Source organism: Mycobacterium sp. 663a-19 (genome assembly GCF_035616495.1).
Taxonomy (GTDB): Bacteria; Actinomycetota; Actinomycetes; order Mycobacteriales; family Mycobacteriaceae; genus Mycobacterium.
Window position 1 is genome coordinate 38,003 of the sequence record NZ_JAPJAV010000016.1, and the last position, 26,187, is coordinate 64,189.

General features: G+C 70.0%; 28 protein-coding genes and 1 riboswitch. Of the genes, 16 read left to right on the plus strand and 12 right to left on the minus strand.

Annotated features, from left to right (window positions below; genetic code table 11):
- Positions 1 to 5: 5 nt before the first annotated feature.
- Entirely contained in the window at positions 6 to 743 is a 738-nt protein-coding gene (locus tag OQ968_RS22735; protein WP_324681686.1) for an MBL fold metallo-hydrolase, read from the minus strand.
- A gap of 29 nt (positions 744 to 772) precedes the next feature.
- Between OQ968_RS22735 and fgd the strand changes: the two genes are divergently transcribed.
- The 4 genes from fgd to OQ968_RS22755 are packed head-to-tail and all read left to right on the plus strand — an operon-like array spanning position 773 to position 5,900.
- The gene (gene fgd / locus OQ968_RS22740) at positions 773 to 1,783 is read left to right on the plus strand and encodes a glucose-6-phosphate dehydrogenase (coenzyme-F420) (protein ID WP_324681688.1); all 1,011 of its coding nucleotides are present in this window, start codon (positions 773 to 775) and stop codon (positions 1,781 to 1,783) included.
- Entirely contained in the window at positions 1,776 to 3,860 is a 2,085-nt protein-coding gene (gene pta / locus OQ968_RS22745; RefSeq protein ID WP_324681689.1) for a phosphate acetyltransferase, read from the plus strand. Before fgd ends, pta begins: the two co-directional genes overlap by 8 nt.
- Complete coding sequence (locus tag OQ968_RS22750) at positions 3,853 to 5,007, plus strand: acetate kinase (protein WP_324681691.1); 1,155 nt, start codon at positions 3,853 to 3,855, stop codon at positions 5,005 to 5,007. The genes pta and OQ968_RS22750 overlap by 8 nt, the downstream gene beginning before the upstream one ends.
- Positions 5,008 to 5,048: 41 nt before the next feature.
- Positions 5,049 to 5,900: a hypothetical protein gene (locus OQ968_RS22755; RefSeq protein WP_324681692.1), complete on the plus strand. Its 852-nt coding sequence runs from the start codon at positions 5,049 to 5,051 to the stop codon at positions 5,898 to 5,900.
- A 143-nt stretch (positions 5,901 to 6,043) separates the two neighbouring features.
- Here OQ968_RS22755 and OQ968_RS22760 read toward each other — a convergent pair whose 3' ends face one another.
- From OQ968_RS22760 to glnX, 3 genes are all read right to left on the minus strand, one after another.
- Positions 6,044 to 8,236 (minus strand): serine/threonine-protein kinase PknG, encoded by a 2,193-nt coding sequence (locus OQ968_RS22760; RefSeq protein ID WP_420715989.1) that lies wholly within the window; start codon positions 8,234 to 8,236, stop codon positions 6,044 to 6,046.
- Positions 8,237 to 8,346: 110 nt separating this feature from the next.
- The gene (locus OQ968_RS22765; protein WP_420715986.1) at positions 8,347 to 9,324 is read right to left on the minus strand and encodes a glutamate ABC transporter substrate-binding protein; all 978 of its coding nucleotides are present in this window, start codon (positions 9,322 to 9,324) and stop codon (positions 8,347 to 8,349) included.
- A complete protein-coding gene (glnX, locus tag OQ968_RS22770; protein ID WP_324681696.1) occupies positions 9,321 to 10,640 on the minus strand; it encodes a protein kinase G-activating protein GlnX in 1,320 nt (439 codons plus the stop codon). The genes OQ968_RS22765 and glnX overlap by 4 nt, the downstream gene beginning before the upstream one ends.
- A 147-nt stretch (positions 10,641 to 10,787) precedes the next feature.
- On the opposite strand from glnX, the gene OQ968_RS22775 reads away from it, so the two are divergent.
- Positions 10,788 to 11,414 (plus strand): NUDIX hydrolase, encoded by a 627-nt coding sequence (locus OQ968_RS22775; protein WP_324681698.1) that lies wholly within the window; start codon positions 10,788 to 10,790, stop codon positions 11,412 to 11,414.
- On the opposite strand, the gene thiE is transcribed toward OQ968_RS22775, so the two are convergent.
- Positions 11,386 to 12,069: a thiamine phosphate synthase gene (gene thiE / locus OQ968_RS22780; RefSeq protein WP_324681699.1), complete on the minus strand. Its 684-nt coding sequence runs from the start codon at positions 12,067 to 12,069 to the stop codon at positions 11,386 to 11,388. The genes OQ968_RS22775 and thiE overlap by 29 nt on opposite strands.
- Before the next feature lie 29 nt (positions 12,070 to 12,098).
- Positions 12,099 to 12,209: riboswitch (TPP riboswitch) on the plus strand.
- Between thiE and thiO the strand changes: the two genes are divergently transcribed.
- The 4 genes from thiO to OQ968_RS22800 all read left to right on the plus strand — a co-directional run bounded on the left by thiO (position 12,200) and on the right by OQ968_RS22800 (position 14,913).
- Positions 12,200 to 13,204 (plus strand): glycine oxidase ThiO, encoded by a 1,005-nt coding sequence (gene thiO, locus OQ968_RS22785; RefSeq protein WP_324681700.1) that lies wholly within the window; start codon positions 12,200 to 12,202, stop codon positions 13,202 to 13,204. It overlaps the preceding riboswitch by 10 nt.
- Complete coding sequence (gene thiS, locus OQ968_RS22790; protein ID WP_324681701.1) at positions 13,201 to 13,398, plus strand: sulfur carrier protein ThiS; 198 nt, start codon at positions 13,201 to 13,203, stop codon at positions 13,396 to 13,398. Before thiO ends, thiS begins: the two co-directional genes overlap by 4 nt.
- Complete coding sequence (locus OQ968_RS22795; RefSeq protein ID WP_324681702.1) at positions 13,391 to 14,149, plus strand: thiazole synthase; 759 nt, start codon at positions 13,391 to 13,393, stop codon at positions 14,147 to 14,149. Before thiS ends, OQ968_RS22795 begins: the two co-directional genes overlap by 8 nt.
- Positions 14,146 to 14,913, plus strand: a complete 768-nt coding sequence (locus OQ968_RS22800; protein WP_324681704.1) for an SGNH/GDSL hydrolase family protein — start codon at positions 14,146 to 14,148, stop codon at positions 14,911 to 14,913. Before OQ968_RS22795 ends, OQ968_RS22800 begins: the two co-directional genes overlap by 4 nt.
- 3 nt (positions 14,914 to 14,916) lie before the next feature.
- On the opposite strand, the gene OQ968_RS22805 is transcribed toward OQ968_RS22800, so the two are convergent.
- Complete coding sequence (locus OQ968_RS22805) at positions 14,917 to 15,432, minus strand: serine/threonine protein kinase (RefSeq protein WP_324681707.1); 516 nt, start codon at positions 15,430 to 15,432, stop codon at positions 14,917 to 14,919.
- Positions 15,433 to 15,518: 86 nt separating this feature from the next.
- The gene (locus tag OQ968_RS22810) at positions 15,519 to 16,016 is read right to left on the minus strand and encodes a serine/threonine protein kinase (protein ID WP_324681709.1); all 498 of its coding nucleotides are present in this window, start codon (positions 16,014 to 16,016) and stop codon (positions 15,519 to 15,521) included.
- 415 nt (positions 16,017 to 16,431) lie between these two features.
- Between OQ968_RS22810 and OQ968_RS22815 the strand changes: the two genes are divergently transcribed.
- The 5 genes from OQ968_RS22815 (at position 16,432) to OQ968_RS22835 (ending at position 21,819) form a co-directional block, all read left to right on the plus strand.
- Positions 16,432 to 16,767 carry a CD225/dispanin family protein gene (locus OQ968_RS22815; RefSeq protein ID WP_324681711.1) on the plus strand — a complete coding sequence of 112 codons (336 nt, stop codon included), beginning with the start codon at positions 16,432 to 16,434 and terminating at the stop codon, positions 16,765 to 16,767.
- 9 nt (positions 16,768 to 16,776) lie between these two features.
- Positions 16,777 to 17,202 carry a DUF2752 domain-containing protein gene (locus tag OQ968_RS22820; protein WP_324681713.1) on the plus strand — a complete coding sequence of 142 codons (426 nt, stop codon included), beginning with the start codon at positions 16,777 to 16,779 and terminating at the stop codon, positions 17,200 to 17,202.
- A 14-nt stretch (positions 17,203 to 17,216) separates the two neighbouring features.
- Positions 17,217 to 18,716: a M28 family metallopeptidase gene (locus OQ968_RS22825; RefSeq protein ID WP_324681715.1), complete on the plus strand. Its 1,500-nt coding sequence runs from the start codon at positions 17,217 to 17,219 to the stop codon at positions 18,714 to 18,716.
- Between the two features lie 8 nt (positions 18,717 to 18,724).
- A complete protein-coding gene (locus tag OQ968_RS22830; protein WP_324681780.1) occupies positions 18,725 to 20,194 on the plus strand; it encodes a M28 family peptidase in 1,470 nt (489 codons plus the stop codon).
- Between the two features lie 128 nt (positions 20,195 to 20,322).
- The gene (locus OQ968_RS22835; protein ID WP_324681717.1) at positions 20,323 to 21,819 is read left to right on the plus strand and encodes a peptidase; all 1,497 of its coding nucleotides are present in this window, start codon (positions 20,323 to 20,325) and stop codon (positions 21,817 to 21,819) included.
- 16 nt (positions 21,820 to 21,835) lie between these two features.
- On the opposite strand, the gene OQ968_RS22840 is transcribed toward OQ968_RS22835, so the two are convergent.
- From OQ968_RS22840 to OQ968_RS22860, 5 genes are all read right to left on the minus strand, one after another.
- Entirely contained in the window at positions 21,836 to 22,708 is an 873-nt protein-coding gene (locus OQ968_RS22840) for an LLM class F420-dependent oxidoreductase (protein ID WP_324681718.1), read from the minus strand.
- 74 nt (positions 22,709 to 22,782) lie between these two features.
- Positions 22,783 to 23,094: a hypothetical protein gene (locus OQ968_RS22845; protein ID WP_324681720.1), complete on the minus strand. Its 312-nt coding sequence runs from the start codon at positions 23,092 to 23,094 to the stop codon at positions 22,783 to 22,785.
- A gap of 51 nt (positions 23,095 to 23,145) precedes the next feature.
- On the minus strand, positions 23,146 to 23,370 hold the full coding sequence (locus OQ968_RS22850; RefSeq protein WP_324681722.1) for a hypothetical protein: 225 nt from the start codon (positions 23,368 to 23,370) through the stop codon (positions 23,146 to 23,148).
- A 94-nt stretch (positions 23,371 to 23,464) separates the two neighbouring features.
- On the minus strand, positions 23,465 to 23,686 hold the full coding sequence (locus OQ968_RS22855) for a hypothetical protein (protein ID WP_420715987.1): 222 nt from the start codon (positions 23,684 to 23,686) through the stop codon (positions 23,465 to 23,467).
- Complete coding sequence (locus OQ968_RS22860; protein ID WP_324681781.1) at positions 23,686 to 24,888, minus strand: TetR/AcrR family transcriptional regulator; 1,203 nt, start codon at positions 24,886 to 24,888, stop codon at positions 23,686 to 23,688. Before OQ968_RS22860 ends, OQ968_RS22855 begins: the two co-directional genes overlap by 1 nt.
- 132 nt (positions 24,889 to 25,020) lie before the next feature.
- Between OQ968_RS22860 and OQ968_RS22865 the strand changes: the two genes are divergently transcribed.
- Positions 25,021 to 25,911, plus strand: coding sequence for an oxygenase MpaB family protein (locus OQ968_RS22865; protein WP_324681727.1), 891 nt, complete (start codon positions 25,021 to 25,023; stop codon positions 25,909 to 25,911).
- Between the two features lie 14 nt (positions 25,912 to 25,925).
- Positions 25,926 to 26,180, plus strand: a complete 255-nt coding sequence (locus OQ968_RS22870; RefSeq protein ID WP_324681729.1) for a hypothetical protein — start codon at positions 25,926 to 25,928, stop codon at positions 26,178 to 26,180.
- Positions 26,181 to 26,187 lie beyond the last annotated feature (7 nt).

Sequence of the window (26,187 nt, forward strand, 5' to 3'; positions counted from 1 at the left end):
CACGCTTATCGCGCCAGCGCGAGGGCGGCGTCGGTCGCCTCGCGGATCGGCCCGCGCCACACGTCGCCGTGACCGGGCAGCAGCACCTCGGTCTCCAGCAGGGCGAGCGCGGTCAGGCTGCGCAGGCAGTTCGGCTGGCTGTGGCTGAACACCGCCGGCAGCAGCTGCGGCCCGATGTGCCGCAGCAGCGGGTGGCCGGTGATCAGCGCGTCGCCGCTGACCAGCACGCCGTCGACGACATACGAGCAGTGCCCGCTGGTGTGCCCCGGGGTGGCGATGGCCATCGGACGGCCGGGCAGCCCGGCGGCCGCCTCGGCGGTCAGCGGCTGCGTGGTGGGGATGCCGTCGCGGACCAGGCCGCCGCTGCGCACCACATGAAGGCCCCAGGTCGCCCACCGCGGCCGCCAAATGCGCAGGGCGACATCGAGAATCGAGACCTGCTCCAGGTACTCGCGCTTGGCGTGACCCACCTCGTCGGCGTGGCAGTACACCGGGGTGCCGTGCTCGCGCGCGAACCAGATCGCCGAGCCCAAATGGTCGATGTGCGCGTGGGTGAGCAGGATGGCGCGAACGTCGCCCGCGTCGTAGCCCAGCCGGCGCAGCGACGCCAGCACCGCCTCGCGGTCGCCGGGATAGCCGGCGTCGATCAGCATGACGCCGTCGTCGCCGGTGACCAGCGTCCAGTTGACGGCCGGGCCCTGGGCGAGGTGCACGATGTCGGTGACTTGAACTAGCTCCGCCATGCCCGCCAGCCTAGGAGTAGAAAGAACGGGTGGCCGAACTGAAACTTGGATACAAAGCCTCCGCCGAACAATTCGCACCGCGCGAGCTCGTGGAACTGGCCGTCGCCGCCGAAGCGCACGGCATGGACAGCGCCACCGTCAGCGATCACTTCCAGCCGTGGCGGCACGAGGGCGGGCATGCGCCGTTCTCGCTGGCCTGGATGACCGCCGTCGGCGAACGCACCGAGCGGCTGCAGCTGGGCACCTCGGTGCTCACCCCGACCTTCCGGTACAACCCCGCCGTCGTCGCGCAGGCCTTCGCCACCATGGCCTGCCTGTACCCGAACCGCGTCTTCCTGGGGGTGGGCACGGGTGAGGCGTTGAACGAGATCGCCACCGGGTACGAGGGCGCCTGGCCGGAGTTCAAGGAGCGCTTCGCCCGGCTGCGCGAATCGGTGCGGCTGATGCGCGAACTGTGGCGCGGCGACCGGGTCGACTTCGACGGCGAGTACTACCGCCTCAAGGGGGCCTCGATCTACGACGTGCCCGAGGGCGGCGTGCCGGTCTACGTCGCGGCCGGCGGACCCGCGGTGGCCAAGTACGCCGGGCGCGCCGGCGACGGCTTCATCTGCACGTCCGGCAAGGGCGAGGAGCTGTACACCGAAAAGCTGATGCCCGCGGTGCTGGAGGGCGCAGCGGCCGCCGAGCGCAACCCCGACGACATCGACAAGATGATCGAGATCAAGATCTCCTACGACACCGACCCGGAACTGGCGCTGGAGAACACCCGCTTCTGGGCGCCGCTGTCGCTGACGGCCGAGCAGAAGCACAGCATCGACGACCCCATCGAGATGGAGAAGGCCGCCGACGCACTGCCGATCGAGCAGATCGCCAAGCGCTGGATCGTCGCGTCGGACCCCGACGAGGCCGTCGAAAAGGTCGGCCAGTACGTCGAGTGGGGCCTGAACCACCTGGTGTTCCACGCGCCCGGCCACGATCAACGCCGGTTCCTGAAGCTGTTCGAAAAGGATCTGGCGCCCAGGTTGCGGCGACTTGGCTGACACCGCTCGGACCGCCTCGGGGATCTACATCGCGGCGCCCGAGGCGGAGACCGGCAAGTCGACGATCGCGCTGGGGCTGCTCAACCGGCTGACCGCGACCGTCGCCAAAGTCGGTGTGTTCCGGCCCATTACACGGGCGGACTCGGACCGGGACTACATCCTGGAATTGCTGCTGACCCGAACCACCGCCGGGCTGTCCTACGAGCGGTGCGTCGGCGTCACCTACCAGCAGCTGCATGCCGACACCGACGCCGCGATCGCCGCCATCGTCGAGGCCTACCAGGCCGTGGCGCAGGCCTGCGACGCGGTGGTGATCGTCGGCAGCGACTACACGGACGTCGCCAGCCCCGCGGAGCTGTCGGCCAACGCCCGGATCGCGGTAAACCTCGGCGCACCAGTGCTATTGACGGTGAGCGGCAAGGGCCGCACCCCGGGCGAGGTCCTCGGTGTCGTCCAGGTGTGCATGGCCGAGCTGATGGCTCAACGCGCCCACACCGCCGCGGTGGTCGCCAACCGGTGCGAGCCCGCGGAGCTCGCCGCCGTGGCCGAGGCGCTGCGCTCGTTCGTCCCGCACAGCTATGTGCTGCCGGACGACCCGCTGCTGTCGGCGCCGACGGTGGCGGAATTGCAGAAGGCCGTGGGGGGGACGCTGGTCAGCGGCGACGCCGAGCTGACCGGGCGCGAGGCGATGGGCGTGCTGGTGGCCGGGATGACGGCCGACCACGTGCTGGAACGGCTGCGCGACGGCATGGCGGTGATCACCCCCGGCGACCGTTCCGACGTCGTGCTGGCCGTGGCCAGCGCCCATGCGGCCGAGGGGTTTCCGTCGCTGTGCTGCCTGATCCTCAACGGCGGCTTCGAGCTGCATCCGTCGATATCGGCGCTGGTGTCGGGCCTGCGGCTGCGGCTACCCATCATCGCGACCGAGCTGGGAACCTACGACACGGCCGGCGCCGTCGCCTCGGCCCGCGGCCGGGTCACCGCGACGTCGCAGCGCAAGATCGACACCGCGGTGGAGCTGGTGAACACCCACATGGACGTCGCGGATCTGCTGGCGCAGCTTGCCATTCCGATCCCGACGATCACCACGCCGCAGATGTTCACCCATCGACTGACGCAATGGGCCCGCGCCGACCGCAAGCGCATCGTTCTTCCCGAAGGGAACGACGACCGGATCCTCGAGGCGGCCGGGCGGGTGCTCCGGCGCCGAATCGCCGACCTCACCATCCTGGGTGACGAAGCCGAAATCCGTTTGCGCTCCGCCGAACTCGGTGTCGACCTCACTGAGGCGAAGGTCATCGACCCGTGCGACGGGGGCCTGTGCGACCGGTTCGCCGAGCAGTACGCCGAGCTGCGCAAGGACAAGGGGGTCACCGTCGAGCAGGCCCACGAGATGATGCACGATGTCTCGTATTTCGGGACCATGCTGGTGCACAACGGCGTGGTCGACGGCATGGTGTCCGGCGCCGCGCACACCACCGCGCACACCGTGCGCCCGGCGCTGGAGATCATCCGGACGGTGCCGGACGTCTCGACGGTGTCCAGCATCTTCCTGATGTGCCTACCGGATCGGGTGCTGGCCTACGGTGACTGCGCGATCGTCCCGGACCCCACACCCGAACAGCTCGCCGACATCGCGATCTCGTCGGCGCGCACCGCCGCGCGGTTCGGCATCGACCCACAGGTGGCGATGCTGTCCTATTCCACCGGTGATTCGGGCGCCGGGGCCGACGTCGAAAAGGTGCGGAAGGCAACGGAATTGGTGCACGCCCGGGATCCGGGGCTGCCCGTCGAGGGGCCCATCCAGTACGACGCCGCGATCGAACCGTCGGTCGCGGCCGCCAAGCTGCGCGATTCGCCGGTGGCCGGTCACGCCACGGTGCTGATCTTTCCCGACCTCAACACCGGCAACAACACGTACAAGGCGGTGCAGCGCAGCGCCGGGGCGATCGCGATCGGGCCGGTGCTGCAGGGCCTGCGCAAGCCGGTGAACGACCTGTCCCGCGGCGCGCTGGTCGAAGACATCGTCAACACCATTGCCATCACGGCCATTCAGGCGCAGGACGGTCATGGCTGAGACGCTGGTACTGGTTATCAACTCGGGTTCTTCGTCGCTCAAATTCCAGCTGGTCGAACCGGCTTCCGGCCGGTCGCGGGCCGGCGGGATCGTGGAGCGGATCGGCGAACCGTCGTCGCCGGTGGCCGACCACGACGCGGCGCTGCGCCGCGCCTTCGACGAGCTGGCCGATGCCGGATACGAATTGAAGCGCGTCGACCTGGCGGCAGTCGGACATCGGGTGGTGCACGGCGGCAAGCGGTTTTATCGTCCGACGCGGTTGGACGACGCCGTGGTCGCCGAACTCGACAAGCTGTCGGAGTTGGCGCCGCTGCACAATCCGCCGGCGGTCAAGGCGATCGAGGTGGCGCGACGGCTGCTGCCCGACGTCCCGCACGTCGCCGTGTTCGACACCGCGTTCTTCCACGACCTGCCGCCCGCGGCCGCGACCTACGCCATCGACCGCGAGCTGGCCGAGCGACACCAGATCCGCCGCTACGGATTCCATGGCACGTCGCACGAGTACGTCAGCCAGCAGGCCGCGTCGTTCCTCGGCAGGCCGTTGGACGTCGTGAACCAGATCGTGCTGCACCTGGGTAACGGCGCGTCGGCTTCGGCCATCGTCGGCGGTCGTCCGGTCGAAACATCAATGGGCTTAACGCCGTTGGAAGGCCTCGTGATGGGCACCCGCAGCGGTGACATCGACCCGGGTGTTTACAGCTACCTGTGGCGCACCGCGAAGATGGACGTGGACGAGATCGAGTCGATGCTGAACAAGCGGTCCGGGGTGTTGGGCCTGTGCGGGGAGCGGGACTTCCGGCGGCTGGGCGAGATGATCGAATCCGGTGACGAGGTAGCGAAGTTGGCGTACGACGTGTTCATCCACCGGCTGCGCAAATACACCGGGGCCTACCTTGCCGTGCTGGGGCACACCGACGTCATCAGCTTCACCGCCGGAATCGGCGAGAACGTTCCGGCGGTCCGCCGCGACGCCGTGGCCGGCCTGGAAGAGCTGGGCATCGTGCTGGACCAGGCCCGCAATCTCGGCGCCGGGAAGGGGCCGCGGCAGATCTCTGCGGACGACTCTCCGATCGCCGTGCTGGTGATCCCGACCAACGAGGAGCTGGCCATCGCCCGCGACTGTGTCGGCGTGGTGGCCTGTGGATAGCCGAAAGCCCGGGGGCCGGCTGTCGTGCGACCCTTCGCGGCGTGCGGGAACCATTCATCGGCAGCGAGGCGCTGCGCCGCGGGGCCCTGGACCGCCATCAATTGCGCACGCGATACCGCGCCGTGCTGCCCGACGTGTACCTGCCGACCGCGGTGCAACCCTCGCTGGAGCAGCGCATCTGCGCGGCCTGGCTGTGGTCGAGGGGCCGGGCGACCATCGCGGGCGCGGCCGCCGCGGCACTGCACGGCACCAAGTGGATTCCCGCTGACGTCCCCGTCGAGCTGATCTGCGTCAACTCCCGGCCGCCGCGCGGTGTCGTGACGCGGCGCTGCCTGCTGTTGGACGGCGAAGCGCAGACGATGGACGGCCGGTCGGTCACCACGCCGGAGCGCACCGCGTTCGACATCGGCCGGGGCGGAGCGATCCACTCGGCGGTCGCACGGTTGGACGCGCTCGCGGCCGCAACGGGTTTCAAGGTCGAGGACGTTCTGTGCGTTGCGCGAGGCCACCCGGGCTCGCGGGGTCTGCGGCGCTTGGAGACCGCGCTCGAACTCGTCGACGCGGGCGCACAGTCTCCGCGGGAGAGCTACCTTCGGCTGCTTCTCATCGAGGCCGGATTCCCGCGGCCGCAGACCCAGATCCCCGTGCTGGGCGCCGACGGCATTCCCGTCGCTCACATCGACGTGGGCTGGGAGGAGTATCTGGTCGGTGTCGAATACGAGGGCGATCAACACCAGACCGACCGGCGACAGTATGTCTACGACATTGGACGCCTGGAAAGGGTCGAGCGGATGGGCTGGCTGATCGTCCGGGTCGTCACCGAGGATCACCGCGCCAACATCGTGCGACGGGTCCGGGCGGCGATGGTCGAGCGGGGTTGGACGGGGTGCTGACGCGTCGAGTGTGAACCCACGGCTTTCGTTGTGAGCCTACGGCTTTCGCTGTGAACACACGGCGGCGCCTGGGCGATTTTCCCGCCCACGATTACCTCTCGAAGCCCAGGATTCACAGTCGATGCGCTGCGAGGTGCGTAGCGCTAGAAGGTGCTTGTCGGCCGCACCTTGTTGGCCATGTCGACCAGCGTGTAGCGGTGCCGCTGGGTGGGCGCGACGCGGGCCAGGGCGCGCAGCGACGCCTCGACGCCCAGGCGCAGGCCGTGCTCGGTGAACGGGAAGCCGAGGATGTGGTTGGTGCTGGCCTCGTTGTCCTGCAGCCAGTCCATCGCCCCGCCCAGCACCAGCGCGCGGATCTGCAGCACGCGGGGCTCGGTGGGCGGCAGCGCCTCCACCCGCCGCGCGGCGTCGCGGATCTGCTCCTCGGTGATCTCGCTGACGGACCGGCCGGACATCAGCGTCACCGCACTGGTCAGCCGCGCGGTGGTGAAATGCCTTGAGGTGGCCGGGACTTCGTCGAGGGTGCGCACCGCGCCGGCCCGATCGCCCTCCGCGGAAAGGGATCTGGCCAGACCGAAGGCCGCCGAGATCACGCCGTCGTTGGTCTTCCACACCGTCTCGTAGAACTTGTGCTCGTCGGTGCTGCCGGCCAGCTCGGCGGTGGCCGCCAGCGCCAGCTTGGGCGCCAGCTCGCCGGGGAAGGTGTCCAGCACCTCGGTGAAATGCTTGATGGCCGAGTCGTAGTCGCCGGTGAGCAGCTCGGCGACGGCACGATACCAGACCAGCCGCCACCGCCAGCCGACCCGCTCGGCGAGGTCGTCGATCTTGCGGGTGGCCTTGGCCACGTCGCCGAGGTCCAGCAGCGCGCGGACCTCCATCAGCGGCAGCTCGATCGACTCGGACACGTCGGCGCCCTCGGCGTCCAGCGAGCCGTGTCGGGCGGCGCGCAGCGAGTCCAGCGTCTGCACCGGCTGGGAGAGCACGGTCGCCTGCAGCACCGGCGCGGCGACGTCCGTCGGGTCGACCAGCGGCACCGGCAGCGCGGTCACGATCTCCCGGGCGGTCAGCCGCTCCGAATGCACCTGACCGTCCAGGTAGACGTCGGTGTGCGCGACCAGCAGGTCCACCCCGAACGTCGAGCGGCTGGGGGAAAAGATCGTCGACAGCCCGGGCCGCGGCGTCCCGGTGTCCTGGGCGACCACCTCGCGCAGCACGCCCATCAGCTGCGCGGACATCTCGTCGGCGCTGGAGAACCGGCGCCGCGGGTCGGGGTCGGTGGCGCGGCGCAGCAGCCGGCCGAACGAGTCGTATTCGGCCAGCACGGGATCGTCCTCGGGCAGCCCGTCGACGTAGCGGCCGTTGCGGGTGCGCAGGTTCAGCGTCAACGCGGCCAGGGTGCGGCCCACCGTGTAGATGTCGGTGGCGACGGTGGGACCGGTCCGCACGATCTCGGGCGCCTGGAAGCCGGGCGTGCCGTAGAGGTAGCCGAACGAATTGATCCGCGACACCGCGCCCAGGTCGATCAGCTTGAGCTGCTCCTCGGTGAGCATGATGTTCTCCGGCTTGAGGTCGTTGTAGACCAGGCCGATGGAGTGCAGATAGCTCAGCGCGGGCAGGATTTCCACCACGTAGGCGACGGCCTCGGCGACCGGCAGCTTGCCCTCCCTGAGGCCCCGCTTGAGCGACTGCCCGCCGATGTACTCCATGACGATGTATCCGACGGGATCGCCGTGCCGGTCGGTGTGCTCGACGAAGTTGAAGATCTGCACGATCTGCGGGTGAACCACCTCGGCGAGGAACTGCCGCTCGGCCATCGCGATCGCCTGCGCCTCGGCGTCACCGGAATGAACCAGGCCCTTGAGCACCACCGGGCGGTCGTTGACGTTGTGGTCGACCGCCAAATACACCCAGCCCAGGCCGCCGTGCGCGATGCAGCCCTTGACCTCGTACTGGCCGGCGACGATGTCGCCCGGATTCAGTTGCGGCAGAAAGGTATACGGGCTCCCGCAGGACGGGCACCAGCCCTCCGACGCCCCCTTGCCCTCCTCGGTGGACCGCCCGACCGGCTTTCCGCAGTTCCAGCAGAACCGCTTGGATTCCGGCACCACCGGGTTGGTCATCAGCGCCTCGACCGGATCGATGTCGTGCACCCGCGGGATCTCGACCAGCCCGCCGCCGAGCTGCCTGGTCGGCGGAAGCACCCGCGTCCCGACGGTCATCCGGTCCTGCGGTTCGGTGTCCATGGCGCCGAGCTCGATGTGCGGCAGGTCGTCGTCCTCGTCGTCGAAATCCGGGCGGAACAGCGCCTGGGTGGCCTGCAGCCGTCCCGTCGCCATCTGGGTGTCCGGCGGCTGGGTCGCGGGACTGACGTCGTCCTGCTCGACGTCGCGTTCGACGTCCTGCCCGGCGTTCTTCTCCTTCTTCATGGGTTTCATGGGCTCGGCCATCAGTCCACGTACCTCGGCGTGGGCGGGGCGGGCGCCGGGCCCAGCACCCCTAACCACTTGCGGTACAACGTGTTCCACGTGCCGTCCCGGCGGATGCGTTCCAGCGTGCCGTTGACGAACCGGACCAGTCCGGTGTTGTCCAGCTTGATCCCGATGCCGTAGGGCTGGGTGGCCAGGTTCGGCCCGACGATGTGCAGGTACGGATCCTCCTCGACCAGCCCGGCCAGGATCGAGTCATCGCTGCTGACGGCGTCGATCTCGCGCTGCTGCATCGCCACCAGGCAGTCGGCCCAGTTCACCACCGACACGATGACCGGCGGCGGCGCGATCTCGCGGATCCGGTGCAGCGACGTCGTGCCCCGGGCCACGCAGACCCGCTTGCCCGACAGGTCGGCCGCCTTGACGATCGGCGAGTCGCGCGGGGCCAGGATGCGCTGGTTGGCGTCGAGGTACACGGTGGAGAAATTCACCAGCTGGCGCCGCTCGCAGGTGATGGTCATGGTCTTGACGACGACGTCGACCTCGGAGTTCTGCAGCGCGGTCACCCGCTCGTCGGCCGAAAGGATCCGGTACTCGACGTGCGACGGGGAGCCGAAGATGTCGCGCGCGATCTCGCCCGCGATGTCGACGTCGAAGCCGCTGATCTCGCCGGTGATCGGGTCGCGGAAGCTGAACAGGTTGCTGCCGATGTCGAGCCCGACGATCAGCCGGCCGCGGGCGCGGATGTCGGCCACCGCGGCGTCGGCCTCGGCCTTGGTGGGGAAGGGACGCAGGCTCGCGGTCGCGTCGCAGTGCTGGCTGTCGTCCTTCGGCAGCGGCGGCTGCGGCGGCAGCTGCTCCATGCCCACCGGGGTGGGGGGCGGCAGCGTCGGCACCGTGGCCACGGTCAGCGATTCGGTGTGGCTGCAACCCGCCAGCACGATCGACGCGGCCAGCGCGCCGCACGCCCGTCGGGCCCAGCGCAGGCCGACCATCATCGATACTCTTTCAGCCGCGGCCACAGCCCGAGGGCGACCGCGATGGCGGCGCCCAGGCTGAGCACCACGCCGCCGACCTGCGCGCCGGACAGCCCGCCGCGCGCGGACAGCACGTCGTTGCGCAGGTGGATGCGGCTTTGGTCCATGGCCTTGCCCAGCTCTTCCTCGAGCTTGTCGAAGGCGGGGGTGGAGTCGTCCTCGCCGCTGCCCAGCGCGACCTGGGTGGCGGCCCGGTAGTTGCCCACCGAGATGTAGGCGTTGATCCGGTCGTTGGCCTGCCGCCAGCGGACCAGCAGCTGATCGGCGCCCTGCAGGTCGGGCTTGTCGACGGCGTCGCTGCGTGACATGTACTGCTCGAGCTGGTTGTGCATCGAGTCGATCCGTTGATAGAACGACTGCTTGCGTCGGTCCTCGTCGCCGCGCCGGATCAGCGACAGCGTCTCGTCGGCGCGCGCCTGCTGCGCGGTGATCGCCACATTGGTCACCGTCTTGAGCGACTCCGCCGCGGTGTCCTTTGCGCTGCGACTCGCGGTCGTTGAGATCGTCAGCGCAGTTCCGACCCACACCACCATGACGAGAATACCGAGCGCGCCGACAACCAGGCCGGGGTTGATGCGGCGCCGGGTGCGCCGCGCCAGCCATCGATGCGAGAACGCGCCGAAGACCACCGTCGTGGCGACGACGAGGATCACCGGGGCCGGGAAATGGGTGGACGCCGTGGTTTCCGAGTCCACCCGCTCCGTGGTGGCCTGGTAGAGCTGCGCCGCGTCGGGCAGGATCGTCGACTGCATCAGCCCCGACGCCTCCGACAGGTACGACGACCCGACCGGGTTGCCCGCGCGGTTGTTGGTCCGCGCTATCTCGATCAGGCCGGTGTACACGGCCAGCTCGGCGTTGAGCTTGCCCAGCAGCTGCACCAGGGGTTCGTCGGTCAGCCCGCTCGACGCCCGGGTCACGGCCACCGCGGCGTCGGTGATGGCCTGCTCGTAGCGCTGCCGCACGGGTCGCGGCTCGGCCTGGGCGATGAACGCCGTGGCCGCCGCGGCGTCGGCCACCGACAGCGTGGTGTAGAGCCGCCCGGCGGCGAACGACAGCGGCTCGGTGTGGTTGAGCACCGTCGTCAGCACCTGCTGGCGGTGGTTGATGGTCGTCGACGTGGCGAAGGCGCTGGACACGCCGAGCGCCGCCAGCACGATGCCGATGGTCAGGATGCGGCCCGGCGTCGTCGAGATGAACCACCAGCGCGGATGTGCCGGTTCCGCCGGCGACCGCGACCCCAGCGGCTCGGTCGACGGGTGCGCCAGCTCAACCGTCACGTCTGTTCCGACCTCAGCTTTCGGCCTCTATTAGTCGCTGCACGAACCTGTATAAGCGAATTCTAAGAGAATGTTCCGGCGCATGGGGGGAGGCGGAGCCAATTGGCCGCGGGCTTCGAGGATTGCCCGCCTGCCTATCCTGAACTCGTGCAGGGCGACGGTGACGGATGGGTGATATCCGACCGTGGCGTCCACTACTGGGGCCGGTACGGCGCGGCCGGGCTGCTGCTGCGGGCCCCGCGACCCGATGGCACCCCGGCGGTGCTGCTTCAGCATCGCGCGGTGTGGAGCCATCAGGGCGGGACGTGGGGTTTGCCGGGCGGCGCCCGCGACAGCCACGAGTCCGCGGAGGAGACCGCGGTCCGCGAGGCGCGCGAGGAGGCCGGGCTGCTCGCCGAGCTGCTGGCAGTGCGGGCGACCGTGGTCACCGCCGAGGTCTCCGGGCCCGGCGGCGCGCACTGGACCTACACCACCGTCGTGGCCGACGCCGGCGAGCTGCTGCACACCGTGCCCAACCGCGAAAGCGCCGAGCTGCGCTGGGTGGGCGAGGACGAGGTGGCCGGCCTGCCGCTGCACCCCGGCTTCGCCGACAGCTGGCACCGGCTGCGCACCTCACCGGCGCTGGTGCCGCTGGGCCACGCCGACGAGCGGCGGCGACGCCTGCCGCGAACGATGGAGATCGAATCCGGGAAATTCGTCTGGTGCATGCCGGGCGACGCGGATCAGGAGCCGCTGAGCCCGGAGATCAACTCGCTGCTGCAAGCGCTGACCTGAGCTGGCGCGCCGCCGCCCGCGGGTCCTCGGCCGCGGTGATCGCCCGCACCACCACGACCCGGCGGGCCCCGGCCGCGAGCACGTCGGGCAGCCGCGCGGCGTCGATGCCGCCGATCGCGAACCACGGCTTGTCGCTGGCGAGTTCGCCGGCGAGTTCGGCTGCGGCGCGCACCAGGTCCAGGCCCGGCGCCGCGCGGCCGGGCTTGGTCGGGGTGGGCCAGCAGGGGCCGACGCAGAAATAGTCGGCCTCGCCTCGCGCGGCCGCGGCGACCTGGCCGGGATCGTGGGTGGACAGGCCCAGCAGCGTGTCCGGCCCGACGATCTCCCGCGCCACGGCCAGCGGCAGGTCGCCCTGCCCCAGGTGCAGCACGTCGGCGCCGGCGGCGCGGGCGATGTCGGCCCGGTCGTTGACCGCGAACAGGGCGCCGTGCCGGCGGGCCGCGTCCGCCAGCACCTCGCACGCCGCCAGCTCGTCGCGTGCCTCGAGCGGCCCGAACCGCTGCTCACCGACCGATCCCTTGTCGCGGAGCTGGATGACGTCCACCCCGCCGGCCAGCGCGGCGTCGGCGAATTCGGCCAGGTCGCCGCGCTCACGGCGGGCGTCGGTGCACAGGTAGAGCCTGGCCGATGCGAGACGGGCGACGGGTTGGTGCACACCGCGACGCTAGCGCGCTAGCGTGGAACCCGAACAAACACGGGAGTCCCGGCGAACGGGGACTGAGAGTGGGCGCGCGTGCCCTTACCGTCGAACCTGATCCGGGTCATGCCGGCGAAGGGAGCGCAGGATGCAGTCTCTGGCCGTCATCGGCGGCGGCGTCATCGGGCTGTCGGTGGCGCGCGCGGCGGCGCGGGCCGGGTGGTCGGTGCGGGTGCACCGCACCGGTGAGGCCGGCGCGTCCTGGGTCGCCGGGGGGATGCTGGCGCCGCACAGCGAGGGCTGGCCCGGCGAGGAGTGGTTGCTACGGCTGGGCCTTGAGTCGCTGCGGCTGTGGCGCGAGGGCGGCTTCACCGACGGGCTGCCGCCGGGGGTGATCACCGCGCGCGAGTCGCTGGTGGTGGCCGTCGACCCCGCCGACGTGGCGGACCTGCGCACCGTCGCCGATTGGCTGTCGGCGCAGGGCCACCCGGTGGTGTGGGAGCCGGCCGCCCGCGACGTCGAACCGCTGCTGGCACAAGGCATCCGGCACGGCTTCCGGGCGCCGACCGAGCTGGCGGTGGACAACCGCGTGCTGCTCGACGCGCTGGCGGCGGACTGCGAGCGTCTCGGCGTCGAGTGGGCGCCGCCGGTCTACGACCTGGCCGGGGCCGACGGTGACGCGGTGGTGATCGCCAACGGCATCGACGCGCCCGCGCTGTGGCCCGGCCTGCCGGTGCGCCCGGTGAAGGGCGAGGTGCTGCGCCTGCGCTGGCGAAAGGGCTGTATGCCGTTGCCGGACAGGGTGATTCGCGCCCGTGTGCACGGCCGGCAGGTGTATCTGGTTCCGCGCGCGGACGGCGTCGTGGTCGGTGCCACCCAGTACGAGCACGGACGCGACACGGCCCCGGTGGTGTCCGGGATCCGCGACCTGCTCGACGACGCGTGCGCGGTGCTGCCGGCGCTGGGCGAGTACGAGCTGGCCGAGTGCGCCGCCGGGCTGCGCCCGATGACACCCGACAACCTGCCCCTGGTGCGACGGCTGGACGCGCGCACCCTGGTCGCCGCCGGCCACGGCCGGTCGGGATTTTTGCTGGCGCCGTGGACCGCGGAACGGATTGTCTCCGAACTCGTTCCGGTGGGAGCCCCCCGATGATCGTCACGGTCAACGAGAAACGGGTCGAGGTCGACGAGCAGACCACGGTCGCGGCGCTGCTGGAGTCGCTGGGCTTTCCCGACCGGGGCATCGCGGTGGCGATGGACCTCTCCGTGCTGCCTCGTTCGGATTGGACGACAAAGCTTTTCGATGGAGCGCGACTCGAGGTGGTGACGGCGGTGCAGGGTGGCTGATTCCAAGTTGACGATCGCCGACCGCAGCTTCGCGTCGCGGCTCATCATGGGCACCGGCGGAGCGACCAACCTGGCGGTGCTGGAGGAGGCGCTGATCGCGTCGGGCACCGAGCTGACCACCGTCGCCATGCGCCGCGTCGACGCCGAGGGCCGCACCGGAATGCTGGACCTGCTCAACCGGCTCGGCATCACGCCGCTGCCCAACACCGCGGGGTGCCGCAGCGCGGCCGAGGCGGTGCTCACGGCGCAACTGGCCCGTGAGGCGCTGGACACCAACTGGGTCAAGCTCGAGGTGATCGCCGACGAGCGGACGCTGCTGCCCGACGCGGTCGAATTGGTCAGGGCCGCCGAGCAATTGGTCGACGACGGGTTCGTCGTTCTGCCCTACACCAACGACGACCCGGCGCTGGCCCGGCGGCTGGAGGACACCGGTTGCGCGGCGGTGATGCCGCTGGGCTCGCCGATCGGCACCGGCCTCGGCATCACCAACCCGCACAACATCGAGATGATCGTCGCCCGCGCCCGCGTTCCGGTGGTGCTCGACGCCGGCGTCGGCACCGCGAGCGACGCCGCGCTGGCGATGGAGCTGGGTTGCGACGCGGTGCTGTTGGCCACCGCGGTGACCCGGGCCGCCGATCCACCGGCGATGGCCGCGGCGATGGCCGCCGCCGTCACCGCCGGCTACCTGGCGCGGCGGGCCGGGCGTATCCCGAAACGCTTCTGGGCGCAGGCATCCAGCCCGTCCCGATGAAACGCTATGTGGCCCTTGGCAGTTCGATGGCCGCCGGTCCCGGCATCCGGCCGCGCGCCGCGGGCGCGCCGCGGTGGTCGGGCCGATCGGCCCGCAACTACCCGCATCTGCTGGCCGAACGGCTGGAGCTCGACCTGGTCGACGTCACGTTCTCCGGCGCGACCACCGCGCACGTGCTGGCCGACCGCCAGCACGGCCAGCCGCCGCAGATCGCCGCGCTGGACGGCTCGGAGAGCCTGGTCACGGTCACCATCGGCGGCAACGACGTCGGCTACGTCCCGCTGCTGATGGCCGCGTCGCTGCCGCGCTGGGCGCGGCACGTGCCGGTGCTGGGTGGGCGGATATCCGAACTGCTGGACCGTGACACCCGCGACCGGGCCCTGGCCGAGGCGTCCCATGCGCTGCGCGCGGTGGGCCGCGCGGTGCGGGAGCGCGCACCGCGCGCCCGGATCTGCTTCGTCGACTATCTGACGATCCTGCCGCCCGCGGGCGCACCGGCCCCGCCGCTCTCGCAGCCGGAGGCCGACCTGGGCCGCCATGTCGCCGAGGCGCTGGAACGGCTCACGGCCGACGCCGCCGTGGTGAGCGGGTGCGAGATCGTCAGCGCCGCGGGGGCCAGCCGGCAACACCACGCCTGGTCGGCCGAGCCGTGGACGACGACGCCGGCGCGACTCGGCGTGCCGCTACCGGGCCGGCCGGCCCCGCTGCACCCCAACGGCGCCGGGATGCGCGCGGTCGCGGAACTCGTTGCGGCTCAGCTGTAGAGGTCAGCCGTTGGTCTGCCACCACTGGTAGAGCGCGTTGACGTCGGTGTTGGAGGCGCGGATGTGGCTCAACACGTTCTTGGCGTCGGTGGTCCAGGTGATCACCGCGGCGTTCTTGTAGGTTCCGCACGCCACCTGCCCCGCGGTCTTGCCGCTCTGGCTCCACGTCGTCGGCGATTTACCACTGTCGCCGCACGCGACCAGGGACACCCCGCCGAGGCCGTCCGAGAACGCGCTGGCGACATCGGTGCTGTTCTTGAAGAGCTGGTACACGCCGGCGGCCGGGCCGCTGGAGTCGGGGTTTTGCCCGCAGTCGAGCTCGGCCACCACCGAACCCGTCAGGGGAGCCGATTGACAATTGTTGAGGCCGTAGCCCTTCGACAGCGCGCTGGCCAACGTGTTGACGTCGGCCGAGCTGCCGGTGGGGTCCGCGCTCGCGGTGGCGCTACCGGCGAGGGCGGAACCGCCCATGAGCGCTACGGCCGCCGCGGCGCGCAGTGCGTGGGTGAGAGGGGACATTTTGAACTCCTTTGTTTTAGTGGAAAACCGGTGACTGCGAGCATCTTTCGGCTCGTTGTGCGTGGAATGCGCTGGGGCCCGGCCGTTCAGCCGTTGGACTGCCACCACTGGTAGAGCGCCGCGACGTCACCACCGGATCCGCGGATGAGGCTCATCACGTTCTTGGCGTCGGTGGTCCAGATGACCTCCGCCTGGCCCTGATACGTCCCGCACGCCACCTTTCCCGCCGAGTCGGTGTTGCTGCCCTGGTGCCACACGGTCGGCGACTGGGTGTCCCCGCAATTGGTCAGCGTGTCGGCCTTGATGCTGTTGGCGAACGAGCCGGCCAGGTCGCCGGGGTTGTTGAAGAGCATGTACTTGGCAAAGACCGGCCCGTTGGGGTCGTTGTTGTGGCCGCACTGCAGGACGGCCGCCACGCCGTTGGGCGGCGCCTGCGAGGTGCAGTTGCTGGGGCTGTAGCCCTTCGACAGGGAGCCGGCGAGCGTGTCGCTGGGATCCGCTGCGGCGGTGGCCGTGCCGAAGCAGACCGCGCTGCACACGAGCCCCGCGGCCGTCGCGGCCCGCCCGAGGGTCAGGTGAAACATTCGATGGCTCCTTACGGTCGTCGGACCGCCGGTGCGGCTGCGCTGACGTCCGGGAAACGTGCTTCGGCTAAACGGATCGTAAGGCTATGTCGTGGGTATGCAACACATTCCGTTGGATATTATCTGTCTGGTCACCTTTCTCGGCGCACCCCGGCGACCGCGCCGGCCGGCCGCGCGCGACGTCGACGGTAGCGAAATATCCTGACAGCCAAGGTATTTCGAGATACTCCCCGGAGGGATCGTGGCGGCCGGACGCGAATCCGGTGGCAAGCCGCCGGTCCCGCACCGCGCCCCGTTGCGTTTGCCGAGATCGGCCGGGATATGAATTTCGTGTTCAAACCACTCGCGCGACCACCGTCGGGTATGGTAAGCACCGCTTTACGCCAGCTAACTTCCCCCCTCGACTGGAGTACCGATGACACAACAGCCGCCGCCTCCTCCCCCTCCCGGTTACCCGCCGCAGCAGCCGCCCGGCGGTCAGGCGCCGGACAACTACCTGGTGTGGTCGATCTTGGCGACGATATTCTGCTGCCTCCCGTTTGGGATCGTGGCGATCGTCAAATCCAGCCAGGTGAACGGGTTGTGGGCACAGGGCCGTTACGCCGAGGCCCAGGCGTCCGCCGAGGCCGCCAAGAAGTGGGTGATCTGGTCGGTGGTCGTCGGTGTGGTGGTCGGCGTCATCTACGGCATCCTGATGGCGATCGGCGCGTTCAACGCCAACACGAATGCGGCGCTCGCCGCGATGTTCTAAGCCGGCATCATGGTGACCCGCACCGGGTCGGCGGCCGCGGGTTTGGGCGCGCCGCTCCTGGTGGCGGCGTCCACGACGGCGGTGTGCGCCTTCACCTGGGTGGCCGACCCGACGACCCCGGGTGGCCCGATGCCGGTGTGCCCCACCAAGGCCCTGTTGGGCATCGACTGCCCCGGGTGCGGGAGCGCCCGGATGCTGTATTCGCTGTTGCACGGCGACGTGACGGCGGCCGCGAGGTTCAACGCGCTGGCCTTGGTGGCGCTGGTGTTGCTGGTGGTCGCGTACGGCGCGTGGACCTACGGCCGGGTGACGGGCCGCCGGATCCGGGGCTGGCAACACCGTCGATGGTCGGCGGCGGTGACGCTGGCGGTGGTGCTGGCCTGGTTTGTGGTGCGCAACATTCCCGCCGCGCCATTCAACGCGCTGTATGTCTAATACCCTTGGGCGCGATGGCAAAAAATTCGCGGCCGATCCCGGCGGTACTCGCCGTGGTCGCCCTCACCGTGCTCACGTCCGGCTGCTCGCATCGCTGCCCCACCCTGGAGCAGGCGACCGGTAACCCCGCCGCGGCCCAGTTCGCCACCGCGTTGCACGACAAGGTCACCACCGACGCGATGATGGCGCACCTGACGAAACTCCAGGACATCGCCAACGCCAACAACGGCACTCGCGCGGTGGGCACCCCCGGCTACGAGGCCACCGTCGACTACGTGGCTAATACGCTGCGCAACAGCGGTTTTGACGTGCAGACCCCGGAGTTCTCGGCCCGGGTGTTCCACGGCGACAAGCCGGAGGTGACGGTCGGCGGCAGGCCCGTGGAGGCGCACGCCCTGGACTACAGCCTCGGCACACCGGCGGAAGGGGTGAGCGGGCCGCTGGTGGCCGCGCCGACCGGAGACAGCCCGGGCTGTAAGCCGGCCGACTACGACGGGCTGGCGGTGCAGGGCGCCGTGGTGCTGGTGGATCGCGGCGCCTGCCCCTTCTCCCAGAAGGAGGACGCCGCGGCGCAGCGCGGCGCCGTGGCGATGATCGTCGCGGACAACGTCGACGAGCAACAGATGGGCGGGACCCTGGGGGCGAACACCGAGGTGAAGATCCCGGTCGTCGGCGTGACCAAGTCCGTCGGGGTGCAGCTGCGCCTGCAGCCGGGACGCGCCACCATCAAGCTCAACGCCCACATCCAGAGTTTCAAGGCCCGCAACGTCATCGCGCAGACCAAGACCGGCTCGCCCACCGACGTGGTGATGGCCGGCGCGCACCTGGACAGCGTGCCGGAAGGGCCGGGCATCAACGACGACGGGTCCGGGGTGGCCGCGGTCCTGGAAACCGCGGTGCAGCTGGGGAATTCGCCACAGGTGCGCAACGCGGTGCGGTTCGGCTTCTGGGGCGCGGAGGAGCTCGGGCTGATCGGGTCGCGCAACTACGTCGAGTCGCTGGACCTCGACGCGCTCAAAAACATTGCGCTGTACCTCAACTTCGACATGCTCGCGTCGCCCAACCCCGGCTACTTCACCTATGACGGCGACCAGTCGCTGCCCGCGGACGCGCGCGGCCAGCCGGTGGTGCCGGAGGGCTCCGCGGGGATCGAGCGCACCTTCGTCGCCTACCTGAAGTCGGCCGGCAAGACGGCGCAGGACACCTCGTTCGACGGCCGCTCCGACTACGACGGGTTCACGCTGGCCGGCATCCCGGCGGGCGGCCTGTTCTCCGGCGCGGAGAACAAGAAGTCCGGCGAGCAGGCGAAGCTGTGGGGCGGCACCGCCGACGAGCCGTTCGACCCCAACTACCACAAGAAGACCGACACCCTCGACCACATCGACCGCACCTCGCTGGGCATCAGCGGCAGCGGCGTCGCCTACGCGGTGGCCCTGTACGCGCAGGACCTCGGCGGGCGAAACGGCGTCCCGATCATGCCGGACCGCACCCGCCACGTGCTGTCCAAGCCATGACGCGGGCCATGCTGCGCCGGGTGGGGGCGGTGTTGGCGCTGACCGGGCTGCTGGCGGGCTGCTCGTCGTCGCGCCCGGCGCCGCGCGCCGCGGCGCCGGACCTGGGCCGTGGCCTGGCCGCGAAGGTGACCGTCGACGCGATGTTCGGCCACCTGCGCGCGCTGCAGGACGTCGCCAACGCCAACAAGGGCATCCGCGCGGAGGGCACACCCGGATACGACGCCAGCGTGGAGTATGTGGCGAAGACGTTGCGCGGCAAGGGTTTCGACGTGTCGACGCCGCAGTTCGACCGGCTGTACGCCGTGTCGCCGGGCAAGCCGGCGCTGACGCTGGACGGTCGCAGCTATCCGGTCGACCAGGCCTCGCTGCTGGTCCGCACGCCGCCCGGCGGCCTGACCGGGCCGCCGGTCCGGCCCACGGTGCCGTCCGGGTGCGCGGCCGGCGACTACCCGGCCGCGATGCCCAAAGGTGCCATCGCCGTCGTCGACGACTCCCGCTGCTCGGTGGTCGACAAGCAGAACAGCGCGGTGGCCAAGGGCGCCGCGGCGCTCGTCGTGCTCAGCACGCCCGGCGGCCAGGGCGCGCCGCCCACGCTGTTCAACCGCGGTTACTTCAAGCAGCTGACGGTGCCGGTCGCCGTCGCGGGCGGGTATGCCGCCGGCGCCCTGGCGCGCGCCACCGCGCCGATACGCCTGGTGCTGGACGCCGAGAATGTCGACATCACGTCGCGAAACGTGCTGGCGCAGACCAAAACCGGCTCGCCGAACGACGTGATCGTGGTCGGCGCGCACCTCGACGGCCCGCGCGGCGGCCCGGGCATCAACGACAACGGCTCCGGGGTGGCCGCGGTGCTGGAAACGGCGCTGCAGCTGGGCCCGTTGGCGCCGGTGAACAATGCGGTGCGGTTCGCGTTCTGGGGCGCCGACGAGGACGGCCTCAACGGCGTCATGGACTATCTGTTCGGCCTGGACAACGGTCAGCTCAACGACATCGCCCTGTATCTGAACGCCAACCTGATCGGCTCCCGCAACGCCGGCTTCTTCACCGACGACGGCGACCAGTCCGGTCCGCCCGGGCAGGGCATCGCGTTCGGCGACGTGCCCGAGGGGTCGGCCGGCATCGAGCGCACGCTATCGGCCTACCTGAACCTGTCCGGGAAGCGGCCCGCCGACATGCCGTTGGGCACCCGGACCGACTACCACCCGTTCATGTTGGCGGGCGTGCCGATCGGCGGTTTGACCGCCGGTGCTTCGCAACCGAAAACGACTGTGCAGGCGCGCCTGTGGGGCGGGCAGGCCGGCGTCGGCTTCGATCCGAACTTCCAGGGACCCCGGGACACCCTCGACAACATCGACCGGGAAGCGTTGGCGGTCATGGGTTCTGGGCTGGCGTTCGCGGTCGGCAGCTACGCCGAGTCGATCGGGGGCGTCAACGGCGTCCCGTCCCACGACAAGCGGCACCGCACCCGGCTGCCGTAGCACCCGTCGGCCGATCGGCGGTCCGGGGGTTTGCTGGTGTGCCGATTTGTGGCACGCTCGTTGATCGACGGATCTAGAATGAGATCCCTTTGATGCTGCCGTGCAGGCCGGTCGGGATGAGGTTGGTCATGGATAACCACGCGCGGAATCGACGTCGACCGGCCGGTGCCCGCCGGCGCGCCGCGGTGGCGGCGCTGCGGGCGGCAATCGCCTGCGCAGCGGCGACACTCGTGGTCGCGGGCTGCAGCACCTTCGTCGAGGGGCGGGCCCTGTCGATGCTCAACGACCCGTTCCGGGTCGGGGGCCTGCCGGCCACCAACGGTCCCAGCGGCATTCGCCCGAACGCGCCGAGTCCGAACGGGACGGTGCTCAACACCAACAACGGAACGATTGACAAGCTGTCGTTGCTGTCGGTGAACGACATCGAGGAGTACTGGAAGTCGGTGTACGGCGATTCGCTGAAGGGAACGTTCATCCCGGTCGACAAGCTGATCTCGTATGACTCCAACAACCCCAGCAGCCCGATCGTCTGCCACAACGACACCTACAAGCTCGTCAACGCGTTTTTCACGTCGCGCTGCAACCTGATCGCCTGGGATCGCGGGGTGTTCATGCCCATCGCGCAGCGCTATTTCGGCGACATGTCCGTCAACGGCGTGCTGGCGCACGAGTTCGGGCATGCCCTGCAGCAGATGGCGAAACTGGTGACGCGCAAGGACCCCACCATCGTTCGCGAGCAGCAGGCCGACTGCTTCGCCGGTGTCTACCTGTTCTGGGTGGCCGACGGCAAGTCGCCGCGCTTCACGCTGAGCACCGCCGACGGGCTCGACCACGTGCTGGCGGGCATCATCACCACCCGCGACCCGGTGATGGACGCCGACGCCGAGAACGACGACGAACACGGATCCGCGCTGGATCGCATCGGCGCCTTCCAGATGGGCTTCATCAGCGGGGCATCGGCGTGCGCGGGAATCAACAAGCAGGAAATCGAGCAGCGTCGCGGCGATCTGCCCAACGCCCTGCGGGTCGACACCAACGGGGACCCGGAGACCGGCGAGGTCACGATCGACCAAGACACCCTGTCGACGCTGACCGAACTCCTGGGAAAGATCTTCTCCCCGAAGAATCCGCCGGCGGTGTCCTACAGCCCGGCCGGTTGCCCGGATGCGAAACCCAACCCGCCGGCGTCCTACTGCCCGGCCACCAACACCATCTCGATCGACCTGCCCGCGCTGGCGTCGATGGGCAAGGTCTCCGCCGAAAGCGAACACACGTTGCCGCAGGGCGACGACACCGCCCTGTCGGTGGTGATGTCCCGGTACGCGCTGGCGGTGCAGCACGAGCGCGGGCTGCCGATGCAGAGCCCGTGGACCGCGCTGCGAACCGCATGCCTGACCGGTGTCGTGCACCGCAAGATGGCCGAGCCCATCGAGTTGCCTTCCAAGAAGGAGCTTTTGCTGACCGCCGGCGATCTCGACGAGGCCGTTGCCGGCTTGCTCACCAACCACCTCGTCGCCAGCGACGCCGACGGCACCAGTGTCCCGGCCGGTTTCACCCGGATAGCGGCGTTTCGCGGCGGCGTGACCGGCAACATGGACGCGTGCTACTCGCGCTATCCCGGCTGAACCAGGGTGGCGCGGGCTAGATCTCGGCGAGGCGCGGTATCAGCTCGTCGGCATAGCGGCGGATGAAGCCGACGGGGTCCGGGTTGCCGGGCAGCGGACCGATGTTGATCATCTCGATGCCCAGCGCCCCGAAGCGTTCCACGGTCTTCAGGTAGTCGTCCGTGTCCTCGAACGGGTCGAGCGGCAGCAGGCCTCCCGCCGTCTTGCGGATTTCGCCGGGGTCGCGGCCGAGCGCGGCGCAGTGGCGATTCAGCACGTCGACCTTGTGCTCGAGCTCGTCGGCGTCGGTCGCCATGCTGTTCCAGACGTCGGCGTACCGCGCGACCAGGCGCAGCGTCTTGCGCTCGCCGTCACCGCCGATCAGCACCGGCGGACGCCGAATCGGTTGCGGCGCACAGATGGTCTCGGCCAGCCGATAGTGCTTGCCGTTGTACGGCCCGTCGTCGTCGCTCCACATCTGCCGGCAGATCTGCAGCGTCTCTTCCAGCATCTCGAAGCGGGTGCTCAGCGGCGGATATGGAATGCCGAGCGCGGTGTGCTCGCGGTCGTACCACGCCGCGCCCAGCCCCAGCATCGATCGGCCCTGCGACAGCACGTCGAGCGTGGTGACGGCCTTGGCCAGCACCCCCGGATAGCGGTAGGTGACGCCGGTGACCAGCAACGCCAGCTCGATCGTCGTCGTCCGCCCGGCGAGGAAACCCAGGGACGTGTAGCCCTCGAGGAACGGATTGTCCGCGGGCCCAAGGGCTTCCATCTGGAAGAAGTGGTCGGCCAGGGTGAACAGCGTCGCGCCGCCCTGCTCGGCGGCCCTGGCCGTGTCGGCCAGCGTCGGGCCCAGGTTCGCCGGGTCGCCCGGCAGGAAATCGATGAAGTGCACTCCGACTTGCATTGCGTATTCGTCCCTTCGAGCGCGGTGGCGGTCCCCCGCGGGGTACCCGTTCTGCGCTCGCCGATGCCGTGGGCTCAGGCGGACGAGGTTTCCTTCTCGGGCTGCGCGGCCCGCACCCAGGCCAGCAGGAACGCCGCGATCAGCAGCGACCCGACGGCGACCGTCGGGATCGCCCAGGCGCGACGGATGATCAGCGCGGTGTCGCACCTGGTGGCGAGGTGGGCCTGCGCGGCCTGGTTGAGGTCGGCGCTGAAGCCGTTGCCGCAGGCGACCTGGACCCCGTAGAGGTCGAATTGGTCCAGGTAGACCGGATACGCCAGGGCCAGGAGCCCGATCAGCGCAAGCGCCAGGCCCGCGATTCCGATGATCGTGTGACGACGAGTCAAGATTCCCCCAATTTCCTTTCTCGGCCCGCGGCCGATTATGTGAATATCAATTCAGGTCATGCAGACGTTCGAGAACAGCAGCACCGGCCACGACACGATCGACCCCAGGAACGACACCGCCAAATCGACCCCGTGCATCTGATGCAGATGCTCGGTGTGGGTCGTCGACCAGATCGTGCCTATCAGCAGGTATGGCGTGCCCAAGATCAACCCGATGGCGATCAGCTGCCCGATGGTGACCTGGAAGCCGAGCACCCGGCGAACTTTGTCCAACATCTGCGGTCCCTCCGGCGACCCCGCTCGGCAACGCCCCCTCGAGCGCGCCGGGCGCCCATTATGTTAATGGAGATTCCACGAGTTCGGAAGGCGTTCAGGTCATGCAGACGTTGGCGAACAGCAGCACCGGCCAGGACACGATCGAGCCGAGGAACGACACGACGAGGTCGGCGCCCTGCATGCCGCGAAGGTGGTCGGTATGGGTCGACGACCAGATCAGCCCGACGACGAAGTACGGGGCGCCCAACAGCACCCCGAGCCCCATCCACTCGGCGACGGTCATCTGGTAGCTCAGCAGCCGCCGCAGCTTGGTCATCAACGGCCGCGCTCCTTTCCGGCCGGGCGTCCCAGCAGGATGGTCTCCGCCAGGCGGCGCGCGGTCGACCGGGCGTGTGCGGTGTTGTTGTCGTGCCGGACGACCCGGCCCAGGTCGACGATGACCGCGTAGGCGGCGTGGACCGCGTACCGCGCCCGCCCGACGCTCAGGCCCGGGCGCGCCGCCGCGGCCAGCCGAGCCCACGCGTCGACGCTGGACTGCTGGATCGCGTCCAGCATCAGCATCTCCTCCGCGGGCAGATTGTGCCGCTCCGTGTAGTAGATGTAGGCGACCTCGGGACGCGCGAAGGATCGGGCGACGTAGGCGTCCAGCAGTGCCGAGAGCGCCCGCCCGGGGTCGGCGGTGCGCGCGACGACCTTGGCCACGTCGCCCGAAAGGCGGTCCGCCGCACGGCGATACAGCGCGGTCAGGATGTCGACCTTACCGGGGAAGTAGCGGTAAAGTCCCGACGGCTGCGTGCCCACGGCCGCCGCGATGTCGTCCATGCTGGTGTCGCGGAACCCGCGCTCGTAGAACAGGTGCAGCGATTCATGCAGGACGAACTCGTAGGTGCCCGCGGACGCGGTGACGGCGGGTCGCGGCGCGGCCGGCGCGCGGGCCCGGCCGGCCGGCAGGTCGGCGGCGAGGACGTCGGCGGCCATCCGGGACACGGCGTCGCGGATCTCGCCGACCGCGAGCGGCGCCGTGTGGTCGGTGATGCTGCCGATCACGGCGAGCGCCGCCGCCGACAGCGTCGACAGCTGGGGCGGCTTCAGCGTCGGCCGCAGGACCGCCAGCGGCCGACGCAGGCGCCGGTTGGTGAGCCTGAGCTGGTCCTTGAGCGCGGTCCGGTCGGCGCCCTGCAGATAGCGCCCCTCCCACCGGTACAGGCCGCCGGCGGTCCGGTTGGCGATCGCGGTGTCGACGAGCGCGGTGACCAGGGCACCTAGCAGCTCGGCCGGGTCGCCTTCGGCGGCGTCGTCGGCGAACGCGGTGGCCTCGACGAGCTGTCGGCCCAGGGCGAGCACCGCATCGCGGAACAGGTCATACTTGCTCGGCGAATGGCGGTACAGCGCGGCCGGCGAGATACCCACCCGCGCGGCGATGTCCTCCATGCTCACCGCGTGATAGCCCTGGGCGCTGAACGCGTCGGCCGAGGCCCGGGCGATCTGCGCCTTGCGGTCCTTGGGCCGCCGTCGCACCTCGGGTGAACTTTCAATCACTTCCGCTGCCCCTTTACGCGCAATCGCAGGAAAGCTTTCGCTCGGATGACTAGGAATGGACATTAACTTATCGTTGCGCGCCAGTCGAGGATGTGAGACGCTTCGTCAACGATGGCCACACCACGCGTGCCGGCCGACGTGCCGGTGACGACCACGCGGATCAGCATCGGCCGGCGCACCGCCCGCTGGAGCGACGGGCCGGTCGCGGTGAGCGACGCGATGGATTTCTGGTCCTTTGCGGCCGGCGCCGCCAACGTGATCATGCAGCTGTCGCGGCCGGAGGTCGGCTATGGCGTCGTGGAATCCAAGGTCGATTCGGGCAACCTGTTCAAGCACCCGTGGAAACGCGCCCGCACCACGTTCCAGTACCTGGCCGTCGCGGTGTTCGGCGACGACGAGGACCGCGCGGCCTACCGGGAGGCGGTCGACGCCGTGCACCGGCAGGTCCGCTCGACGCCGGCAAGCCCGGTGTCCTACAATGCCTTTGACCGCGACCTGCAGATGTGGGTGGCGGCCTGCCTGTTCGTCGGGCTGGAGGACACCTACCAGCTGCTACGCGGCGAGATGACCCCCGAGCAGGCCGAGCAGTTCTACCGGTCGGCCTGGCCATTGGGGACCACCTTGCAGGTCGGCGCGGAGCAGTGGCCGGCCACGCGCGCCGCCTTCGACGACTACTGGAACGCCGCCTGCCGGCGCGTGGCGGTCGACGACGTGGTGCGCGGCTACCTGCGGGACCTGGTCGACCTGAAGATGGTCAATCCGCTGCTGCGGCTTCCGTTTCGGCCGCTGCTGAGGTTCCTGACCGCGGGGTTCCTGGCGCCGGTCTTTCGCGACGCGCTGGGCATGTCGTGGAGCGAGCGCAGGCAGCGGCACTTCGAGCGCCTGTTCCTGCTCGTCGCGCTGGTGAACCGCTTCATCCCGCCCTTCCTGCGCCAAGGGGGCAGCCATCTGCTGCTGGCCGACGTGCGGCGGCGGGTCAGACGAGGAAAGCTTCTGCTGTAATAGGCGGTGCTGCAATGGAATTGCTTCGACGGGTGCTGCAGCGGCCGGTCACGGTGGCGGCCTTCCTCGAGTTCGCGATGTGGCTGGGGGTCGCCTACGTCGTCGTCGGCGTCGCGTGGGCGTTCGTGCACGCCGACCGGGTCAGCGAACTCGAAGCCGCGTGGGCCAAGGCGGTGCCCGTGGGCGCGAACATCGCAGCCTTCGGCGAGGCCACCGCGCTGTGGCCCGCCATACTGCTGCTGCCCACCACCTGTTCGGTGGGGGGCTGAGACATGC